Source organism: Helicobacter mastomyrinus (genome assembly GCF_039555295.1).
GTDB lineage: Bacteria > Campylobacterota > Campylobacteria > Campylobacterales > Helicobacteraceae > Helicobacter_C > Helicobacter_C mastomyrinus.
In genome coordinates this window covers 1,181,748-1,197,411 of sequence record NZ_CP145316.1, presented here as the reverse complement: position 1 = coordinate 1,197,411, position 15,664 = coordinate 1,181,748, and the positions used below count along the sequence as shown (strand labels likewise).

15 protein-coding genes are annotated in these 15,664 nt (G+C 40.6%); 4 read left to right on the top strand and 11 right to left on the bottom strand.

The genetic code is table 11. From position 1 onward, the window contains the following. Positions 1–541: 541 nt before the first annotated feature. Together V3I05_RS06030 and V3I05_RS06025 are read left to right on the top strand one after the other, a co-directional pair. Positions 542–754 carry a copper ion binding protein gene (locus V3I05_RS06030; protein ID WP_295698809.1) on the top strand — a complete coding sequence of 71 codons (213 nt, stop codon included), beginning with the start codon at positions 542–544 and terminating at the stop codon, positions 752–754. Then, a complete protein-coding gene (locus V3I05_RS06025) occupies positions 738–2,447 on the top strand; it encodes an ABC transporter ATP-binding protein (RefSeq protein ID WP_369699025.1) in 1,710 nt (569 codons plus the stop codon). The genes V3I05_RS06030 and V3I05_RS06025 overlap by 17 nt, the downstream gene beginning before the upstream one ends. Before the next feature lie 44 nt (positions 2,448–2,491). On the opposite strand, the gene V3I05_RS06020 is transcribed toward V3I05_RS06025, so the two are convergent. From V3I05_RS06020 to glmU, 7 genes are all read right to left on the bottom strand, one after another. Next, a complete protein-coding gene (locus tag V3I05_RS06020; RefSeq protein WP_343352968.1) occupies positions 2,492–4,066 on the bottom strand; it encodes a phospholipase D family protein in 1,575 nt (524 codons plus the stop codon). Positions 4,067–4,102: 36 nt separating this feature from the next. Further along, on the bottom strand, positions 4,103–4,852 hold the full coding sequence (locus V3I05_RS06015; protein WP_295698813.1) for a fumarate reductase iron-sulfur subunit: 750 nt from the start codon (positions 4,850–4,852) through the stop codon (positions 4,103–4,105). Then, positions 4,849–6,828, bottom strand: coding sequence for a fumarate reductase flavoprotein subunit (locus V3I05_RS06010; protein ID WP_300447223.1), 1,980 nt, complete (start codon positions 6,826–6,828; stop codon positions 4,849–4,851). Before V3I05_RS06010 ends, V3I05_RS06015 begins: the two co-directional genes overlap by 4 nt. After that, positions 6,829–7,599: a fumarate reductase cytochrome b subunit gene (locus V3I05_RS06005; RefSeq protein WP_295698817.1), complete on the bottom strand. Its 771-nt coding sequence runs from the start codon at positions 7,597–7,599 to the stop codon at positions 6,829–6,831. Positions 7,600–7,761: 162 nt separating this feature from the next. Then, on the bottom strand, positions 7,762–8,136 hold the full coding sequence (locus V3I05_RS06000) for a hypothetical protein (RefSeq protein ID WP_343352967.1): 375 nt from the start codon (positions 8,134–8,136) through the stop codon (positions 7,762–7,764). Continuing rightward, entirely contained in the window at positions 8,137–8,340 is a 204-nt protein-coding gene (gene thiS / locus V3I05_RS05995; protein WP_295698822.1) for a sulfur carrier protein ThiS, read from the bottom strand. A gap of 9 nt (positions 8,341–8,349) precedes the next feature. Next, positions 8,350–9,693 carry a bifunctional UDP-N-acetylglucosamine diphosphorylase/glucosamine-1-phosphate N-acetyltransferase GlmU gene (glmU, locus tag V3I05_RS05990; RefSeq protein WP_300447226.1) on the bottom strand — a complete coding sequence of 448 codons (1,344 nt, stop codon included), beginning with the start codon at positions 9,691–9,693 and terminating at the stop codon, positions 8,350–8,352. Between the two features lie 101 nt (positions 9,694–9,794). Between glmU and fliP the strand changes: the two genes are divergently transcribed. Further along, positions 9,795–10,598, top strand: a complete 804-nt coding sequence (fliP, locus tag V3I05_RS05985) for a flagellar type III secretion system pore protein FliP (protein WP_300447228.1) — start codon at positions 9,795–9,797, stop codon at positions 10,596–10,598. 8 nt (positions 10,599–10,606) lie between these two features. Next, entirely contained in the window at positions 10,607–11,770 is a 1,164-nt protein-coding gene (gene trmA / locus V3I05_RS05980) for a tRNA (uridine(54)-C5)-methyltransferase TrmA (protein ID WP_295698831.1), read from the top strand. An 8-nt stretch (positions 11,771–11,778) separates the two neighbouring features. On the opposite strand, the gene fliR is transcribed toward trmA, so the two are convergent. The 4 genes from fliR to gatA are packed head-to-tail and all read right to left on the bottom strand — an operon-like array spanning position 11,779 to position 15,617. Further along, a complete protein-coding gene (gene fliR, locus V3I05_RS05975) occupies positions 11,779–12,555 on the bottom strand; it encodes a flagellar biosynthetic protein FliR (protein WP_343352966.1) in 777 nt (258 codons plus the stop codon). A gap of 5 nt (positions 12,556–12,560) precedes the next feature. After that, positions 12,561–12,809, bottom strand: coding sequence for an exodeoxyribonuclease VII small subunit (gene xseB / locus V3I05_RS05970; protein WP_300447235.1), 249 nt, complete (start codon positions 12,807–12,809; stop codon positions 12,561–12,563). 9 nt (positions 12,810–12,818) lie between these two features. Continuing rightward, positions 12,819–14,264 carry an IMP dehydrogenase gene (gene guaB / locus V3I05_RS05965; protein ID WP_300447237.1) on the bottom strand — a complete coding sequence of 482 codons (1,446 nt, stop codon included), beginning with the start codon at positions 14,262–14,264 and terminating at the stop codon, positions 12,819–12,821. 12 nt (positions 14,265–14,276) lie between these two features. Beyond that, positions 14,277–15,617, bottom strand: a complete 1,341-nt coding sequence (gatA, locus tag V3I05_RS05960; RefSeq protein ID WP_295698838.1) for an Asp-tRNA(Asn)/Glu-tRNA(Gln) amidotransferase subunit GatA — start codon at positions 15,615–15,617, stop codon at positions 14,277–14,279. Positions 15,618–15,664 lie beyond the last annotated feature (47 nt).

Sequence of the window (15,664 nt, the reverse complement as noted above, 5' to 3'; positions counted from 1 at the left end):
ATTTCGGGCAATCCCCTTACACAAGCAGAAATGCGGCACGAAGAACAGGAGCAAAGGCAACAATAGAATCTAACCCTACGAACTCACTTTACAAGTGTGGATAACACTGCGTGTATATTATGAACACTTCGTGCAAGTGATAAATTGCATAAGCAAGTCAGCTAATCCTTTCATCGTAAATGGTAAATGTATGCTTGGAAATAGCATTAGTAAGCTTTTAGGTATGTGGCTTTTTTCGTGTGATTTATTTTATATCAGTAAAAATTGAGATTTTATTCTAATTGTGTTATTGTAGTTTAAGTGCTACATAAATCTTACAAAAGGAGCTAAGCCCCCTTCCCCTTATAGACTAACCTTAAAAAGCTTTGATAGATACCACTCACTCCAGCAGCGCTAACCACAAGGGAAAAGGATTAATACAATGAATAAGGTTAAATCTTTTATCATATATACTTGAGCTTATCTATGATTTGCAAATTTGGTTCTTAAGGATTTAGATTCTATAATGTGAAGATTCTATAACTTGTATCAAGGAGTAAATATGACCATACAACTATCAGTGAGAGGTATGCACTGCGGTAAGTGCGTGGATAAGGTAGAAAAATTTGTAGGAGAGATAGAGGGGGTAAGCTTGATTGATGTCGATTTGCAAAAAGCGCAAGTGAAAGTCGAATTTAGCCCTCCGGCTACACAAGAAATGATTACTGAAGCGATACTTGATGCAGGATTTGATGTAAATGCGAACAATTCTTGATTTTTTCAAAAAGTTTTTTCCTTATATTAAGGGGCATTATGCTTCCTTTGCTATTGCTATTTGCGCTTCTCTTGTCGTGGCGGCTTGCACGGCAGGGATTACCTATCTCTTAGAACCATTGCTTGATACCCTATCGGGCAAAACGCCTCGTGCTAATCCGCTTTTTAGCTTTGATGAATTAGTTCAAAATGGCTCATTGGCATTAACTATGGTATCTATGATTGTGGGTGTGTATTTTGGCAAATCTGTTGGCACTTATATACAAGCTTATTTTATGAATCTCATCGGGCAGGATATTGTGCGGCAAATGCGCGATAGAATGCTTTCTCATATGCTAAGTCTTGAGATGGCATTTTTTAATAAAATGCGTGGAGGGGAGCTTATCGCGCGAATTACCAATGATATTGGCATTATCCGCTCGGCAGTATCAAACTATATCACAGAGTTTATTAGAGAGAGTGTTACGATTATTGGCTTAGTGGCAATTACGATTTATCAAAGTCCAAAATATGCTTTTGTATGTTTGGTGGTTATTCCTTTGGCAATGATTCCTATTAATCTCATCATCAAAAAAATCAAAAAATACTCCCGCACTATCCAAGAAAAAAATGCAGATATTACTTCTAAACTGAATGAAATTTTTAATAATGTCGAGGTGATTAAAGCAAGTAATGGGGAGAAGGTAGAGTATCAAAGCTTTTATACTCAAAATATGCAGTTTTTTAAAATCAATATGAAAGCTGTGCGGGTGGGTGAGCTAACCACACCTATTATGGAGCTTTTAGGGGCTATTATGCTTGGTTGCGTGGTGTATATGGCAATCATAGATATTTCACAAAATAAGCTAAGTGTGGCGCAATTTTCTTCATTTGTGGGGGCACTCTTTTTTATCTACACGCCTTTGAAACGACTAGTCAATCTCTATGCGCAAATGCAATCTGCCATAGTCGCAAGTGACAGAATCTTTGAAATCCTCAATCAAAAACAGCAGATTCACGACGGCACTTTGAGGCTAAATCCTCCCATTAACGAAATTACCTTAAAAGATGTGCATTTCCATTACAATGCAGATGTCTATGCCCTTAATGGTGTGAGTATAACATTTGCAAAAAATAAAATTACCGCGCTTGTGGGTAAAAGTGGCAGTGGCAAAAGCTCTATTATCAATCTTATTTTGCGTCTTTATGATGCTAGTAACGGAGAGATATATATCAACAATCAGCCTATCAAGGACTATACGCAAAAGAGTGTGCGCGATAATATGGCAGTGGTTACGCAGAGAATCTTTATTTTCCGCGATAGTATTTTAAATAATGTAGCCTATGGTGGAGAGATAGATGAAAAAAGGGCTATTGAAGCGCTCAAACTCGCTCACGCTTGGGATTTTGTAGCAGCAATGAGTGAGGGCATACATACGATTCTTGATGAGTTTGGCACGAATTTAAGTGGTGGGCAAAGACAGAGAATCGCCATCGCACGAGCGATTTATAAGAATCCTGAAGTGCTTATCTTTGATGAAGCAACTTCCGCCCTTGATGCACAAACAGAAGAGGCGATTAAGGAAAGTATCAAGGCTTTAAGAAAAGATAAAATTATTATTATCGTAGCCCATCGCCCCAGTACGATAGAGCTTGCCGATGAAGTAATACATTTACGAGAGGGACAAATCATCAAAAAAGAGCAAAAAGCATAAGGGCCTTATATTTAGCTACTGCCCTTATGTGTGGGGATTAAAGCTTAGATTTGATTTTCAGGCAAGAGCTTTGAGAGTGCTTTAAGCATACGTGTCCAAATGCTTGTATCTGGTGGGTAGCTAAGCGTTTGTATTTTACCCTCGTGTTCTCCCTCCCAATATGTTTTTCCGTGATTTTCATATACTTTCCACGCATCTTCCATATCTTCAATCAAATCAGCCTTAAGGGCTTTAGCAAATTGTGGATTATCAAAAATCACCACAGATTCTGTATTAAGATAAATTGAGCGTGGGTCAAGATTAAAGCTCCCAATCCACGTAATAGTATCATCAAATACGATACTTTTGCTATGCAAAGAAGCCTTAGACTTTGAGATTTTGTCCCTAAGCTTTGATTTGCCCTTGCCTAAATATTGATACTCATATACTTGTGCGCCGCCTTTCACAAGGGCATTGCGATACCTCTCCCACGCGCCATATACGACAAGTGAATCAGTAGAAGCAAGAGAATTGGTGAGAATCTGCACCTCTATACCCGAAGCAAGAAGTGTTTCAAAGATTTTCATACCCTCTTTACCCGGCACGAGGTAGGCAGCAGAGATGTAGAGATTATTATTTGTGCGATTTAGAATCTCCACAAGTGCCTTTGCAATAGGCTTTGGCGTTTGAGTATCTTGCACTTTTTGCGGAGCATCACCAATATATGTAGCATTGCCCCAATACAATGTTTTATTATTATATTTGTCTATGAGCGTGTGCATTTCTTCTTCGTATCGCTCCCATTGTGGATTAGCCTTGATTTTTTCCATAGAAGCTTTAAATTTTTTAATGGAGGATTTAAGCGGCAGGAGCGAGACGGGAATAGAGCGGTGAAAATTCCAATATTCATAAAAATTGTCTTTAGCATCCTTTGCTACTTTGCCAACAAAAAGCACATCAGTATCCACAAAATTCACATCAATATTTTGGTCAAAATAATTATCTGCAATATTGCGCCCACCGATAATAAGAGCTATATCATCAACAATAAAAAGTTTGTTATGCATACGATGATTGATTCTATCAAAGTCAAAGACCATTTCCGGATAGCGCAGAATCCTTGAGCGATTTTTATAAGGGTTAAAAATCTTTACTTCAATATTAGGATGGCTATCAAGGGCGATAATATCTGAAAAATCAGAATCTAGTCCATTATCATCAATAAGCAATTTGATAATAACGCCCCTTTGAGCAGCAAGCCAAATCTCGTGCATAAGGATACGAGAAGCCATATCATTTTTGTAAATATAAGTTTGCAAAATAATGCTTTTTTTTGCCATACGAGCGAGGTAGGCACGGCTTAAAAACGCATCAACACCATCACTTACAAGCACCCCGCCTGTAAGTGTGGGATTGTTTTTAAGTATTTTAATATGAGGCGCGGCAATGTTACTTGTTAGCGGGTCAAAGATGGGCGGGGGATTAGAGGAAAGCATTGAGGGATCTTTAATGTCTTTAGTCGATGCTACAATCGAGGAACAACCAGCAAAAACAAAAAGGCATACAAGAGTAAAAAGAGCGATATTCGTTGATGAAAGGAAAGTAGATTGTATGAAATGTATAAAGTGCATAAAAGTCATCTTAGAATCTACCCCTCTATAAAAAGGGGCAAAAGATTATTTCTTCAAACCTACACTTACCATTTTGCGACGCAAATAAGCGATTTTGCTTTGCAATGGGAGTTCTTTAGGACAGGTATCATGGCAAGCAATAAGGCTCATACAGCCAAATACACCATCATCATTACCCACAAGTTCATAATAATCCTCATCAGTTCGCTCATCGTGTGGATCAATCATAAAACGCACGATTCTATTCATACCCGCAGCACCTACGAAATCATCTCTCATTACTTTAGTTGCACAGCTTGCGATACAACAGCCACATTCAATACATCTATCAAGCTCAAAGATTTCATCGGCTACATTAGGCTCAATAGGCATTTCAAGTTTAGAAATATCAGGGGCGTGCTGTGTATGTATCCAGCTCTCTACCCGTTTTGTCATACCCGCAAACCATTCGCCTGTATTCACGCTCAAATCTTTAATAAGCTTAAATGCAGGAAGTGGCATAAGTGTAATAATGCCATCAGCGAAATCCTGTGTGAGTGTTTTACACGCAAGACGTGGGCGTCCATTAATCATCATCGCGCAGCTTCCGCAAATCCCTGCACGGCACACAAAGTCAAAGCTTAAATCCGGGTCTTGCTGCTCTCTAATCATACCCAATGCGATAAAAACCGTCATAGAATGTGCTTCTTCTATTTGGTATTCGCGAAAATGTGGCTTTGAGACCGCACTTTGTGGGTCAAACTTCAATGCTCGAATAGTTAGTATTCTTCCTCTTTGTTGTGTTGCTGCACTCATTGTTTGTCTCCTAATCGTTGATTTCTTGCTTTAAATTTTGGCTGGAGATTGAAGGGCATTAAAGCTTCTTGCAAAGCGTATCTATCGCCACCTTTAGCTTGGATTTCTTGCGTGATTTTGTCAATTTCAGCTTGACGAATCGCACTATTTGGGTGCTCTATAATCATACCCTTAGCTCCATACCCACGGAATCCCGGCGCGATTTCCATTTTCATAATGTCCAAATCTTCATACGTTACCGTTGGTAAAGTTTGATTTGGGTTTTCCCAGCTTGTGAGAGTGCGTTTTAGCCAATTTGCATCATCTCGTTTTGGATAATCTTCACGTGTGTGCGCACCACGAGATTCTGTCCTATCAAGCGCACCTTTTGCTACGCATAGCGCAATTTTAAGCATTTTTGGTGTGCGGTAAGCATCTTCAAGCTCAGGGTTATTGTGCATTTTCTTATTTTGCACACGAATATTCTTACTTCGTTTATAAAGCTCTTCAAGCTTATTAACAGCTTCTTGCAAACTTTTGCCATCGCGGAAAATCCCTACATCATTATCCATAATATCTTTCATCGCATTTTTTAACACATAGACATCTTCATTGCCTGTGCTATTGAGCAATGCACTAAGATAATCTTGTTGTTTTTGGACAAATTTTTCAAGTGTGGAAGTTTGCACATCAACTTGTGCCCCTTGACAATGTTCTGTAAAGTATTCACCAATAATCATACCTGATACCACAGCCTCACTCACAGAGTTTCCACCAAGTCTATTAAATCCGTGCAAATCCCAGCAAGCCACTTCACCCGCTGCAAATAAGCCTTTGAGATGAGTCTCTCCCTTATAGTTTGTGCGAACACCACCCATAGAATAGTGCTGCATTGGTCTTACGGGCGCCCAAACACCCGGTGTAGCAGGATCGATTCCAGCAAATGTCTTGCAAATATCCTGCACATCACGCAAGTTTCTCTCCACGTGTGCGCGTCCTAAGATAGAAATATCAAGCCACAAATGATCGCCATAAGGGGATTTAACACCCTTGCCATTGCGTATATGCTCAAGCATTCTTCGTGAAACCACATCTCTACTTGCCAATTCTTTCTTTTCTGGCTCATAATCAGGCATGAAACGATAGCCATCAACATCACGTAGCACACCACCATCACCACGACAACCCTCAGTGAGTAAGATTCCGCTAGGGACAAGCGGGGTGGGGTGGAACTGCACTGCCTCCATATTGCCAAGCTTCGCCACACCTGTCTCCATAGCAATTGCCGCCCCTGTGCCTTCACAAATCACGGCATTTGTGGTATTGCGATACACTCTACCATAGCCACCTGTGGCAAGAAGAGTGCCTTTAGAAACATATGCAGAAAGCTCACCTGTTACTAAATCCCGCACCACAGCACCATAGCATTTGCCATCTTGATGAATGAGTGAGAGGGCTTCTTTTCTGTCTTGGATATCCACACCAAGCTTATAGGCTTCATTAGCCACTGCATAAAGCATAGTATGTCCGGTAGCGTCTGCTGTATAGCAAGTGCGCCATTTTTTTGTGCCGCCAAAGTCACGTGAATGGATATAGCCGTGTCTAAAGTCATCTTCGGTAATAGTTACCTTTTCACCATTAATTACCGCAGGTCTATCTCCCTTTTGGATTCTCGTCCAGGGCACACCAAATCCTGCTAACTCACGAATCGCCTTAGGAGCTGTGGTAACAAACATTCTTGCTACATCTTGATCACAACCCCAATCACTTCCCTTCACAGTATCTGCAAAGTGTAAATCCTCATTGTCTCCATCACTCTTTACAGAGTTTCCTAGACTTGCTTGCATACCACCTTGAGCCGCAGCAGAGTGGCTTCTTTTCACCGGTACGAGAGATAATACAATCGTGTTTAAGCCTACTTGTTGTGCTGCTATAGAAGCCCTAAGTCCTGCCAAACCACCTCCAATAATTAAGGCATCACTATATACTACCTTCATTTATTCTCCTTTTCCTTGTGTGTGCTCATCTAAGATTCTGTATTCTTCTATGCTTTTGCTACTATCTAGTCCGTGTCCAATTTGCATATAAGCAATATATGACGCGATACCAAGCACAAGGCAGAAAATAGTAAGAGCAAGTTTAATAGCTCGCAAAGTTTTTATACCTAAACCTTCAAACCAACCCCATTTAATACAAAGCCTATAAAGCCCAATAGAGCCGTGAAACTCAACCGCGAAAAGCAAGAGCGCGTAAAGAAGATAAAAATCTTGGTGATAAAATCTATATGCAGATGCACTAGGACCAATATTTTCTGGCTGAGTAAGCATAATAAATACATGTGGCATAGCAAGGAAAAATATAGCAAAACCTGTAGCTGCTTGGATTACCCAATATGTCGTATCGCCGTGCTTCATTAAGTCCTTATGAACACGGAGTGCCAGGAATTGCTTGTAGTTAATAGGAAATTTTCTCATTGCTAAAAATGCGTGTGCTACAAGCACAATGATAACAATGGCAACAATTACGGAAACAATCCTTGGCTCACCTGCTTCACCAAAAATCATACTTCCTTCGAAGAACTTTGTAACCTTATACATCGCTTCCTTGCTGATAAGAATGCTGGACACAAAAAGCAAGTGAGCTAACATGAATAGCCCCAAAAACAATCCTGTCGCACTTTGCCAAAAATCAAGCCTTGCTGGGACATTACTTTTTTTTCTTTGAGGCGTTACTCCTGTGTAACTCTCAATTATCTTATCCTCTCGCATATGTTCTCCTGTTTGTAGTTTGACCTATTAAGCTAACACAAGGGCTATCTTGTGGTTATTTTAAAAAGGTGAGCCTACATTATAAGCAAATAAAGATTAAAGTTTTTTTATATTTTCTCTGTGTTATTCTCATTTTTGCAGATATTGTAATGTTATAGAATCTTAAGGAGCTAAAAGTCCATTGCTAAAGCTTTTTATGCCTTTTTGAAAAATATTTTCTCCGGTGCTAAGTGACGAATTGGAAAGTTTGGTATGACACTGAATACAGCTATTTAGCACGATATGCTCTTTTGCAAGGATGGGTGTTTGAATCTTGCGCATATCGTGACAGGCAAAGCAGTCTTCCCCACAGCTTCCCATATCAATTTGCGCCATTTTTGCCTCTGTATGACAGCTTTTACACACAAGCATAGGAGCGTGTCTTATATCATTTTTATAGTCTAGGTTTGCATGACAAGCCTTGCAATCCCCAGTGCAAGCAAATACGATATTGATACATAAGGCACAAAAAAGCCATATTATCGCTATTTGCCGCATTCACCCACCGCCAACAAAGTCTAAAATCTCCACTTCATCGCCATTTTGCAACACATAGCTTTCCCACAAGTCTTTTTTTACCACCTGTGTGTTAATAGCTATTGCCATTGCCTTATGAGCTATGCCTAAATGCTCTATGAGCGTTAGAATCGTGCAGTTTGTATCTAATGGATATGCTTTGCCATTGAGGATAATGCTATTCATACTTGCTCCTTATGGTTTTTTGTTAAAAAATGTAAAATAGCCATTTTTGATATGTTTTTGCGGTGTGCGTGAAAGCACCAAATCCCCCTCTTGTGTGTCTTTTGTAATCGTGCTACCTGCACCAATAAGCGTATTTTGAGCAATTTTCACAGGGGCGACAAGCTGCACATCACTTCCCACAAATACATTTTTGCCTATAATGCTCTTATGCTTTGCCTTGCCATCATAATTACAGGTAATCACTCCCGCGCCAATATTGCTCCCGCTATCAATCTCACAATCCCCCAAATAGCTTAAATGCCCTGCCTTAACGCCATTGAGGTTACTCGCCTTAGTTTCAACAAAATTACCAATATGCGTATTTTTGATATGACTTTTAGGGCGGATATGAGCTAGAGGCCCTATATCGCTTGATTCTATAATGCTTTGCTCAATCACGCTATGAGCTTTAATGTGAGCATCTCTAATCTCGCATTCCCCGAGTATTTGCACTCCTTGCTCGATGATACATTCTCCATAAAATCGCACTTGAGATTCTATATAAATGGTATGAGGCAGGTGCATTATCACGCCTTGCTCCATTGCAGCATCTCTTAAGCGAGTGAGCATTACCTCTTGTGCATTGGCTAACTGCACCTTAGAATTCACCCCCATAAATTCTGCTTCCTCTACTATCAACGCGGCAATGGATACATTATCCTGCTTGGCATAAAAAATCACATCAGTGAGGTAAAATTCCTTTTGTGCATTTGTATTACTAATACGCGCTAAATACTTCTCCAATATGCTTTTGTGAATCTTATACACCCCCGCATTTACATCTTTAATCAATAACTCTCGTGCATTTGCATCTTTTTGTTCGATGATTTTTTGCACAGCATTATTTTCTATCACCACACGCCCATAGCCATTAGGATTGTCTAAATGCAGCACACTCATTACAATGGGCGCATTATTAGCACATAGGGCTTGAAGCGTATGTGAGCGGATAAGAGGCATATCTCCATTAAGGATAAGCACCTCATCATATTTGTAGCAAAAGGGTTTTTTGCATTCTGCGCCCCTGCCTCCTTGCATCAGTGCGCCTGCTGTGCCGGGAAAATTGATATGATCTTGTGTGTGAAAATGTAACCTTTTTTCATCATAGGCTATTTTATAGGCTTTAAGCACAGATTCTTTGATAAGGTTTTCTTGGTGATAAAGCACGATATGCACATCATCGCTTAAATACAATGCCTCATCAATACTATAAAACAGCATTACCTTGCCACAGATTCTATGAAGCACCTTTGGCGTGTTTGACTTCATTCGTGTGCCAGCTCCTGCTGCAAGAATCACTATTGATATATTCATACACTTCCTTTAAGCATAGCAAGATACAAACCTTGATTTATGTAATTTTAACACACAAAATTTTATAATACGCCCTTTATTCTTTCGATTTGGGAGTGATTTTGAAAAAACTTTTATGGATATATGGCATTTGCGTGTGTTTTTTATCAGCTGAACCAAGCTCTAATATCACACCTGTGCTTCCATCACCTTCAAGTATCCCCTCTGTCCCATCGCTCCCTAATAATCCCGTGCTGCCTTCAGTAGACTTATCTATTACTGCACCACAAGAGCCTACCGAGCTTGTTACAACACTTAATATCGTCCTTATCATTACTCTACTTGTGCTTGCGCCTTCCCTTGTGCTTGTGATGACAAGCTTCACACGTATTGTTATTGTTTTTGCTTTTTTACGCACCGCACTTGGCACACAGCAGTCTCCTCCTACGCAAATCCTTGTAAGCCTCGCGCTTGTATTGACTTTTTTTATTATGGAGCCAGTAGTAACTAAAAGCTATGAAGTAGGCATTAAGCCCTATACAGAGAAGCAGATTTCCTATGATGAGGCATTTGAGCGCGCCATTGTGCCATTTAAAGATTTTATGATTAAAAACACACGTGAGAAAGACCTCGCGCTATTTTTTAGAATCCGCCACCTTGAGAATCCCCAAAGTGTCGATGATGTACCTCTTAGTGTGCTAATACCCGCCTTTATGATAAGTGAGCTAAAAACTGCCTTTTGGATAGGTTTTTTACTCTATCTGCCCTTCTTGGTCATTGATATGGTAATTAGCTCCGTGCTTATGGCAATGGGTATGATGATGCTCCCGCCAGTGATGATTTCCCTCCCTTTTAAAATTCTAGTATTTGTGCTAGTTGATGGGTGGAATCTACTCATTGGGAATCTCGTGCAGGGATTTAAGTAGCTGCAAAGATGGAATGTGCGCATTTTGGCATTTGTGGCGGGTGTAATAACACTGCCTTAAGCTATAAGCAGCAGTTTGAAGGCAAAATTGCGCAAACCACACAGGAATTTTACCCCTTACTCAATAAACAAAATGTGAGGATTGAAAGCTTTGATTCTCTAGAGAGTGGCTTTCGCGCTCGTGCGGAATGGCGGATTTATCACGATAATGGCACAATGCACTTTGCAATGAGTGCCTTAGAATCTGCCCATAAAGTCCCCATTACACAATGCCCGATTTTACTCCCCATTTTGCAAAGCCTCTTCCCACTCCTGCTTGATATATTACAACACAATCAAATCCTTCATCACAAGCTTTATGCGTGTAATCTGCTGTGCAGTATGCAAGATGAGGTGATTATCACACTCATTTATCATAAGCATTTAGATTCTCTATGGGAAGAAGCGGCACAAAAAGCGCAATATAGGCTTACAAAAGCACTCAATGTGCCATTGCATATCGTTGGACGCAGCAAAAATCAAAAGTGTGTATTAGGCAAAACTTATATATGTGAATCTCTAAGTCTCTTGAATGGCACTTATCATTATCAATATTTTAAGCAAGAGGGAGCTTTTAGTCAACCAAACCCGCTTATTAATCTTAAAATGCTTGAATTTGTCGCCTCATCGCTGCAAAAACTCTATCCTAAGCCTATTTGCGATGCTTTGGAGATTTATTGTGGGAGTGGGAATTTCACTTTGATATTGTCTGCATTTTTTAGAAAGGTGTTAGCCACAGAAGTAGTAAAATCCGCTATCGCCCTGCTTAAAGACAATATGACACAAAATCATATTACAAACATTACCCCCGTGCGGCTTAATGCGCGTGAAAGTATACAAGCTTTATGTGGGGAACGTGCCTTTTTTCGCCTTAAAGATGTGGATATTGCATCTTTTAATATTGAGTGTGTGCTAATCGACCCACCTCGCAGCGGTGTAGGTGATAAAGCAATTTTAGCATTTTTACAACGTTTTCCTAGCATTATCTACATTTCGTGCAATCCTAGCACTCTCACACAAGATTTATCTATCCTTTTACAAACGCATAGTATTGCGCGATTTGGGCTTTTTGACCAATTCCCTTATACACATCATAGGGAATGTGTAGTGATTTTGCGCAAAAATCTTTTATAGGGATTACTTTACTGCCCCAAAAAGAGTTTGCCTACCGCAAGAAAGGCATTTTTTAGCTCATTTTTGAATGTATAAATAATTGTAGAAATGGTAAGGATCAGCACGACAAAAGCAATGGCGATTTTTACAGGGAATCCTATGGCAAGAAGGTTGAATTGCGGGTGGGTCTTCATAATCATACCAAAAATCACATCAGAAAGCAGAATAATGGCTAACACAGGGAAAGCCATAGAGAATCCCACAGCAAAAATATTACCAAAAGCCTTAACAAAATATGCCACACTCTTTGGTTCAAAGACAAATCCCCCTAAAGGCGTGGCACTAAGGCTATGAGACATGATAAGAAAAATCGTATGATGAAAATCTAGGCTTAATGCGATAAGCAGTCCTAAAATCGCAATGAGTTGCGCAATGATAGGCTTTTGCGCCCCACTCACAGGGTCATAAGCACTCGCCATAGTAAGCCCCATAGTAAAGCTGATAAGCTCCCCGCCAAAACTAAGCATAGCAAACACAATTTGCAAACAAATAGAAGCCATAAAGCCTGACATTACTTCAAACAAAACTGCAACGATAAACTCCTCCATACTGATATCGGGCAGTTGCGTATTGACTAGGGGAAAAAACGCCACGCTCATAAAAAACACCATTCCTGCGCGAACATTAATGCTAATAAGCTGATTATCAAAAAAAGGGAAAAACGCAAACACCCCACCAAAACGTGCGAGTAGTAGCAAAAATACAGCGACGCTATTAGGCTCTGTGATGTAAGCGACAAGCTCCATAAGGGCTATTCTTTAAATTCTTGGTATTGCAACTTCGCTTTTTCTAGGATTTCCTCCGCACTTTTTAGGCTTTGCATACCGCTTTCATAAAGGGCTAAAGATTCTTTTAATGTGATTTCTTGGGAGTTTAGCTTGTTTAAGACAACTTTTGCCTTTTCAATCAAGTTTTCAAAATCCTGCCCATTGGCAGTATTATCATTTCTTTGCTCCTCTGTGGTGGTGCTATCAAAGATAGAATCTTGTGTATTTGGCATATCCGCTCCTTAGCCGTGATAATTGGGGGCTTCTTTGGTAATATCTACATCGTGCACGTGAGATTCCCTCAATCCCGCAGAAGTAATCTCTACAAATTCCGCCCTCTCCCATAATGTAGGAATATCCTTACTCCCTAGATAGCCCATTGATGACTTCAGCCCACCCACGAGCTGATGCACCACATCGCCGACCTTGCCTCGATATGGCACTCGCCCCTCCACGCCTTCAGGCACAAGCTTATCCTGTGCTGTGCCTTCTTGGAAATACCTATCCGCACTGCCCCTTGTCATCGCCCCCATACTTCCCATACCACGATAACCTTTATATTGTCTGCCTTGATAGATGATTAAATCTCCTGGGGATTCTTCTGTGCCAGCAATGAGGCTGCCTATCATCACACTTGAAGCCCCTACGGCTATGGCTTTAGCAATATCACCTGAATACTTTATACCTCCATCGGCGATAATAGGTACATTGTGCTGCTTTGCCACTTGTGCGCACGCATCAATTGCAGAAATTTGAGGCATACCCACACCCGCCACAATCCGCGTAGTGCAAATGCTACCCGGTCCTATGCCTACCTTTACCGCGTCTGCTCCTGCATTGATTAAATCCTTTGTAGCTTCAGCTGTTACGACATTACCTACGATAACATCAATCACAAGTTTAGATTTAATCTTTTCTAATGTCTTAATCGCATTGACAGAATGCCCGTGTGCACAATCTAACACAAGCACATCAGCCCCTGCATCAGTGAGTGCTTCAGCCCTCTCAAACTGCTTCACTCCAATAGCCGCGCCCACCTTTAGCCGCCCAAAGCTATCCTTGCAAGAGTTTGGGTATTCTATACGTTTTTGAATATCTTTAATGGTGATAAGCCCTTTAAGCGTGTAGTTTTCATCGACAATAGGGAGCTTTTCGATTCTATTTTTGTGCATAATCTCCTTTGCCTCTTCTAAAGTCGTGCCAACCTTAGCCGTTACAAGAGAATCTTTTGTCATCAAATCACCCACGAGTTTATTCAAATCGTGTTCAAATCGCACATCGCGGTTTGTTAAGATGCCAATGAGTTTGCCATACTCATCGACAACAGGTACACCTGAAATCTTATAATTATCTGTAATCGCCTTAGCATCGGCTAATGTACTATCCGCACGTATATAGATAGGATCGACAATCACACCGCTTTCGCTCTTTTTCACACGTTTAATCTGCTCGACTTGAGAGGCAATATCCATATTTTTATGGATAATCCCAATCCCCCCTAATCGCGCCATCGCAATGGCTGTGCGATATTCTGTAACTGTATCCATCGCCGCACTCACAAGGGGAATATTAAGGGCAATATTCTTGCTTAACATCGTTTGGGTATTGACTTCTTGGGGCAATATCTGTGAATATGCAGGGACAAGCAAGACATCTTCAAATGTAAGAGCTTTTTGCGTAATTTTCATTTCTTAACTCCTTTAAGCAAGTGCTTTTTCTAATCCATAAGCAGCATTAAGGATTATCTGCTCCTTAAATTTTGCGCCAATAAGCTGCATACCTATGCTTAAACCATTTTCATCTTTATCTACAGGCATACATAATGCCGGTAATCCCGCTAGATTTACCCCAATAGTATAAATATCACTTAAATACATCTCTAAGGGAGAATGCGACGCGCCAAATTTAGGAGCGACACTAGGGGCGATAGGCAGTAAAATTGCATCGCATTCATTGAGAATCCCCTCATATTCTGCACAAATCTTTTGCCGCACTTGCTGGGCTTTAAGATAATAAGCATCATAATATCCGCTGCTTAAAACAAAGCTTCCTAACAAAATACGACGTTTGACTTCCTCGCCAAAATAAGCCGAGCGAGTATTAAAATACACATCTTTGAGATTATCTCCTTGAGCACGACTCCCATAGCGAATCCCATCAAAACGCGCGAGATTCGAGCTTGCCTCTGCTGTGCAGATAATATAATAGGTAGAGATATGATAGCGCGTATCAAGCATAGATTTTTCCACAATGCTATGCCCCATAGATTCTAAGACTTTAATGCTTTGATAATAGGCTTTTTGCACTTGTGGTGTAGCGTCTTTTAAAAAATCTTTTAGCACGGCGATTTTATAACGTGCATTAGAATCTAAGTCTTTGAAGGTATTAAGGGACGGGAGACTAGCACTTGTCGAATCTCTCTTGTCATATCCACTAATGGCATCAAGGAGCAATGCCGCATCTTCTATATTTTGCGTGATAGGTCCTATTTGGTCTAGGCTTGAGCTATATGCCACTAAACCATAGCGGCTTACTCGCCCATAGCTTGGCTTTAACCCTACACAGCCGCAGTATCCTGCTGGTTGGCGGATCGAACCTCCTGTATCGCTCCCTAATGACGCGATGGCAATCCCTGCTGCCACAGCTGCCGCACTTCCTCCACTGCTGCCACCGGGCACTCGCGAGGTGTCAAGGGGATTTTTCACTCTTCCATAGCAGCTCGATTCGCTCGTGCTACCCATTGCAAATTCGTCCATATTCGCACGTCCAAAAGCACACATTCTATTCTCGTGCAATCGCGTGATTACGTGTGCGTTATATGGGGAAATATAGCCTTTTAGAATCTTACTCGCACAAGTAATCTCCCAACCTTTCACATTAATATTATCTTTAATGAGGATAGGCACACCGCTACCACTCTCTATAATCTCGCCAATATAGGCGTTAAGTTCTATCTTTTCTTTTGCCTTTTGTATAAGAGAGGCTTTTATCTCCTTGAGTTCGCCCTCGCTTTTGTTTAACGCTTCTTTAAGTGTTATCATACTCGCTCCTTATTAAGCCTAAAATTATAGAATCTTCTTGCTTTAAA

Excerpts from the sequence above, each read along its gene's own strand:
- thiS (WP_295698822.1), bottom strand. The coding sequence starts at position 8,340 with ATGAATAGCATTATCCTCAATGGCAAAGCATATCCATTAGATACAAAC.
- V3I05_RS06030 (WP_295698809.1), top strand. The coding sequence starts at position 542 with ATGACCATACAACTATCAGTGAGAGGTATGCACTGCGGTAAGTGCGTG.
- glmU (WP_300447226.1), bottom strand. The coding sequence starts at position 9,693 with ATGAATATATCAATAGTGATTCTTGCAGCAGGAGCTGGCACACGAATG.
- fliR (WP_343352966.1), bottom strand. The coding sequence starts at position 12,555 with ATGGAGCTTGTCGCTTACATCACAGAGCCTAATAGCGTCGCTGTATTT.
- V3I05_RS06015 (WP_295698813.1), bottom strand. The coding sequence starts at position 4,852 with ATGAGTGCAGCAACACAACAAAGAGGAAGAATACTAACTATTCGAGCA.
- V3I05_RS06005 (WP_295698817.1), bottom strand. The coding sequence starts at position 7,599 with ATGCGAGAGGATAAGATAATTGAGAGTTACACAGGAGTAACGCCTCAA.
- xseB (WP_300447235.1), bottom strand. The coding sequence starts at position 12,809 with ATGCCAAATACACAAGATTCTATCTTTGATAGCACCACCACAGAGGAG.
- gatA (WP_295698838.1), bottom strand. The coding sequence starts at position 15,617 with ATGATAACACTTAAAGAAGCGTTAAACAAAAGCGAGGGCGAACTCAAG.
- V3I05_RS06010 (WP_300447223.1), bottom strand. The coding sequence starts at position 6,828 with ATGAAGGTAGTATATAGTGATGCCTTAATTATTGGAGGTGGTTTGGCA.
- V3I05_RS06025 (WP_369699025.1), top strand. The coding sequence starts at position 738 with ATGCGAACAATTCTTGATTTTTTCAAAAAGTTTTTTCCTTATATTAAG.
- V3I05_RS06020 (WP_343352968.1), bottom strand. The coding sequence starts at position 4,066 with ATGACTTTTATGCACTTTATACATTTCATACAATCTACTTTCCTTTCA.
- trmA (WP_295698831.1), top strand. The coding sequence starts at position 10,607 with ATGGAATGTGCGCATTTTGGCATTTGTGGCGGGTGTAATAACACTGCC.
- V3I05_RS06000 (WP_343352967.1), bottom strand. The coding sequence starts at position 8,136 with ATGCGGCAAATAGCGATAATATGGCTTTTTTGTGCCTTATGTATCAAT.
- guaB (WP_300447237.1), bottom strand. The coding sequence starts at position 14,264 with ATGAAAATTACGCAAAAAGCTCTTACATTTGAAGATGTCTTGCTTGTC.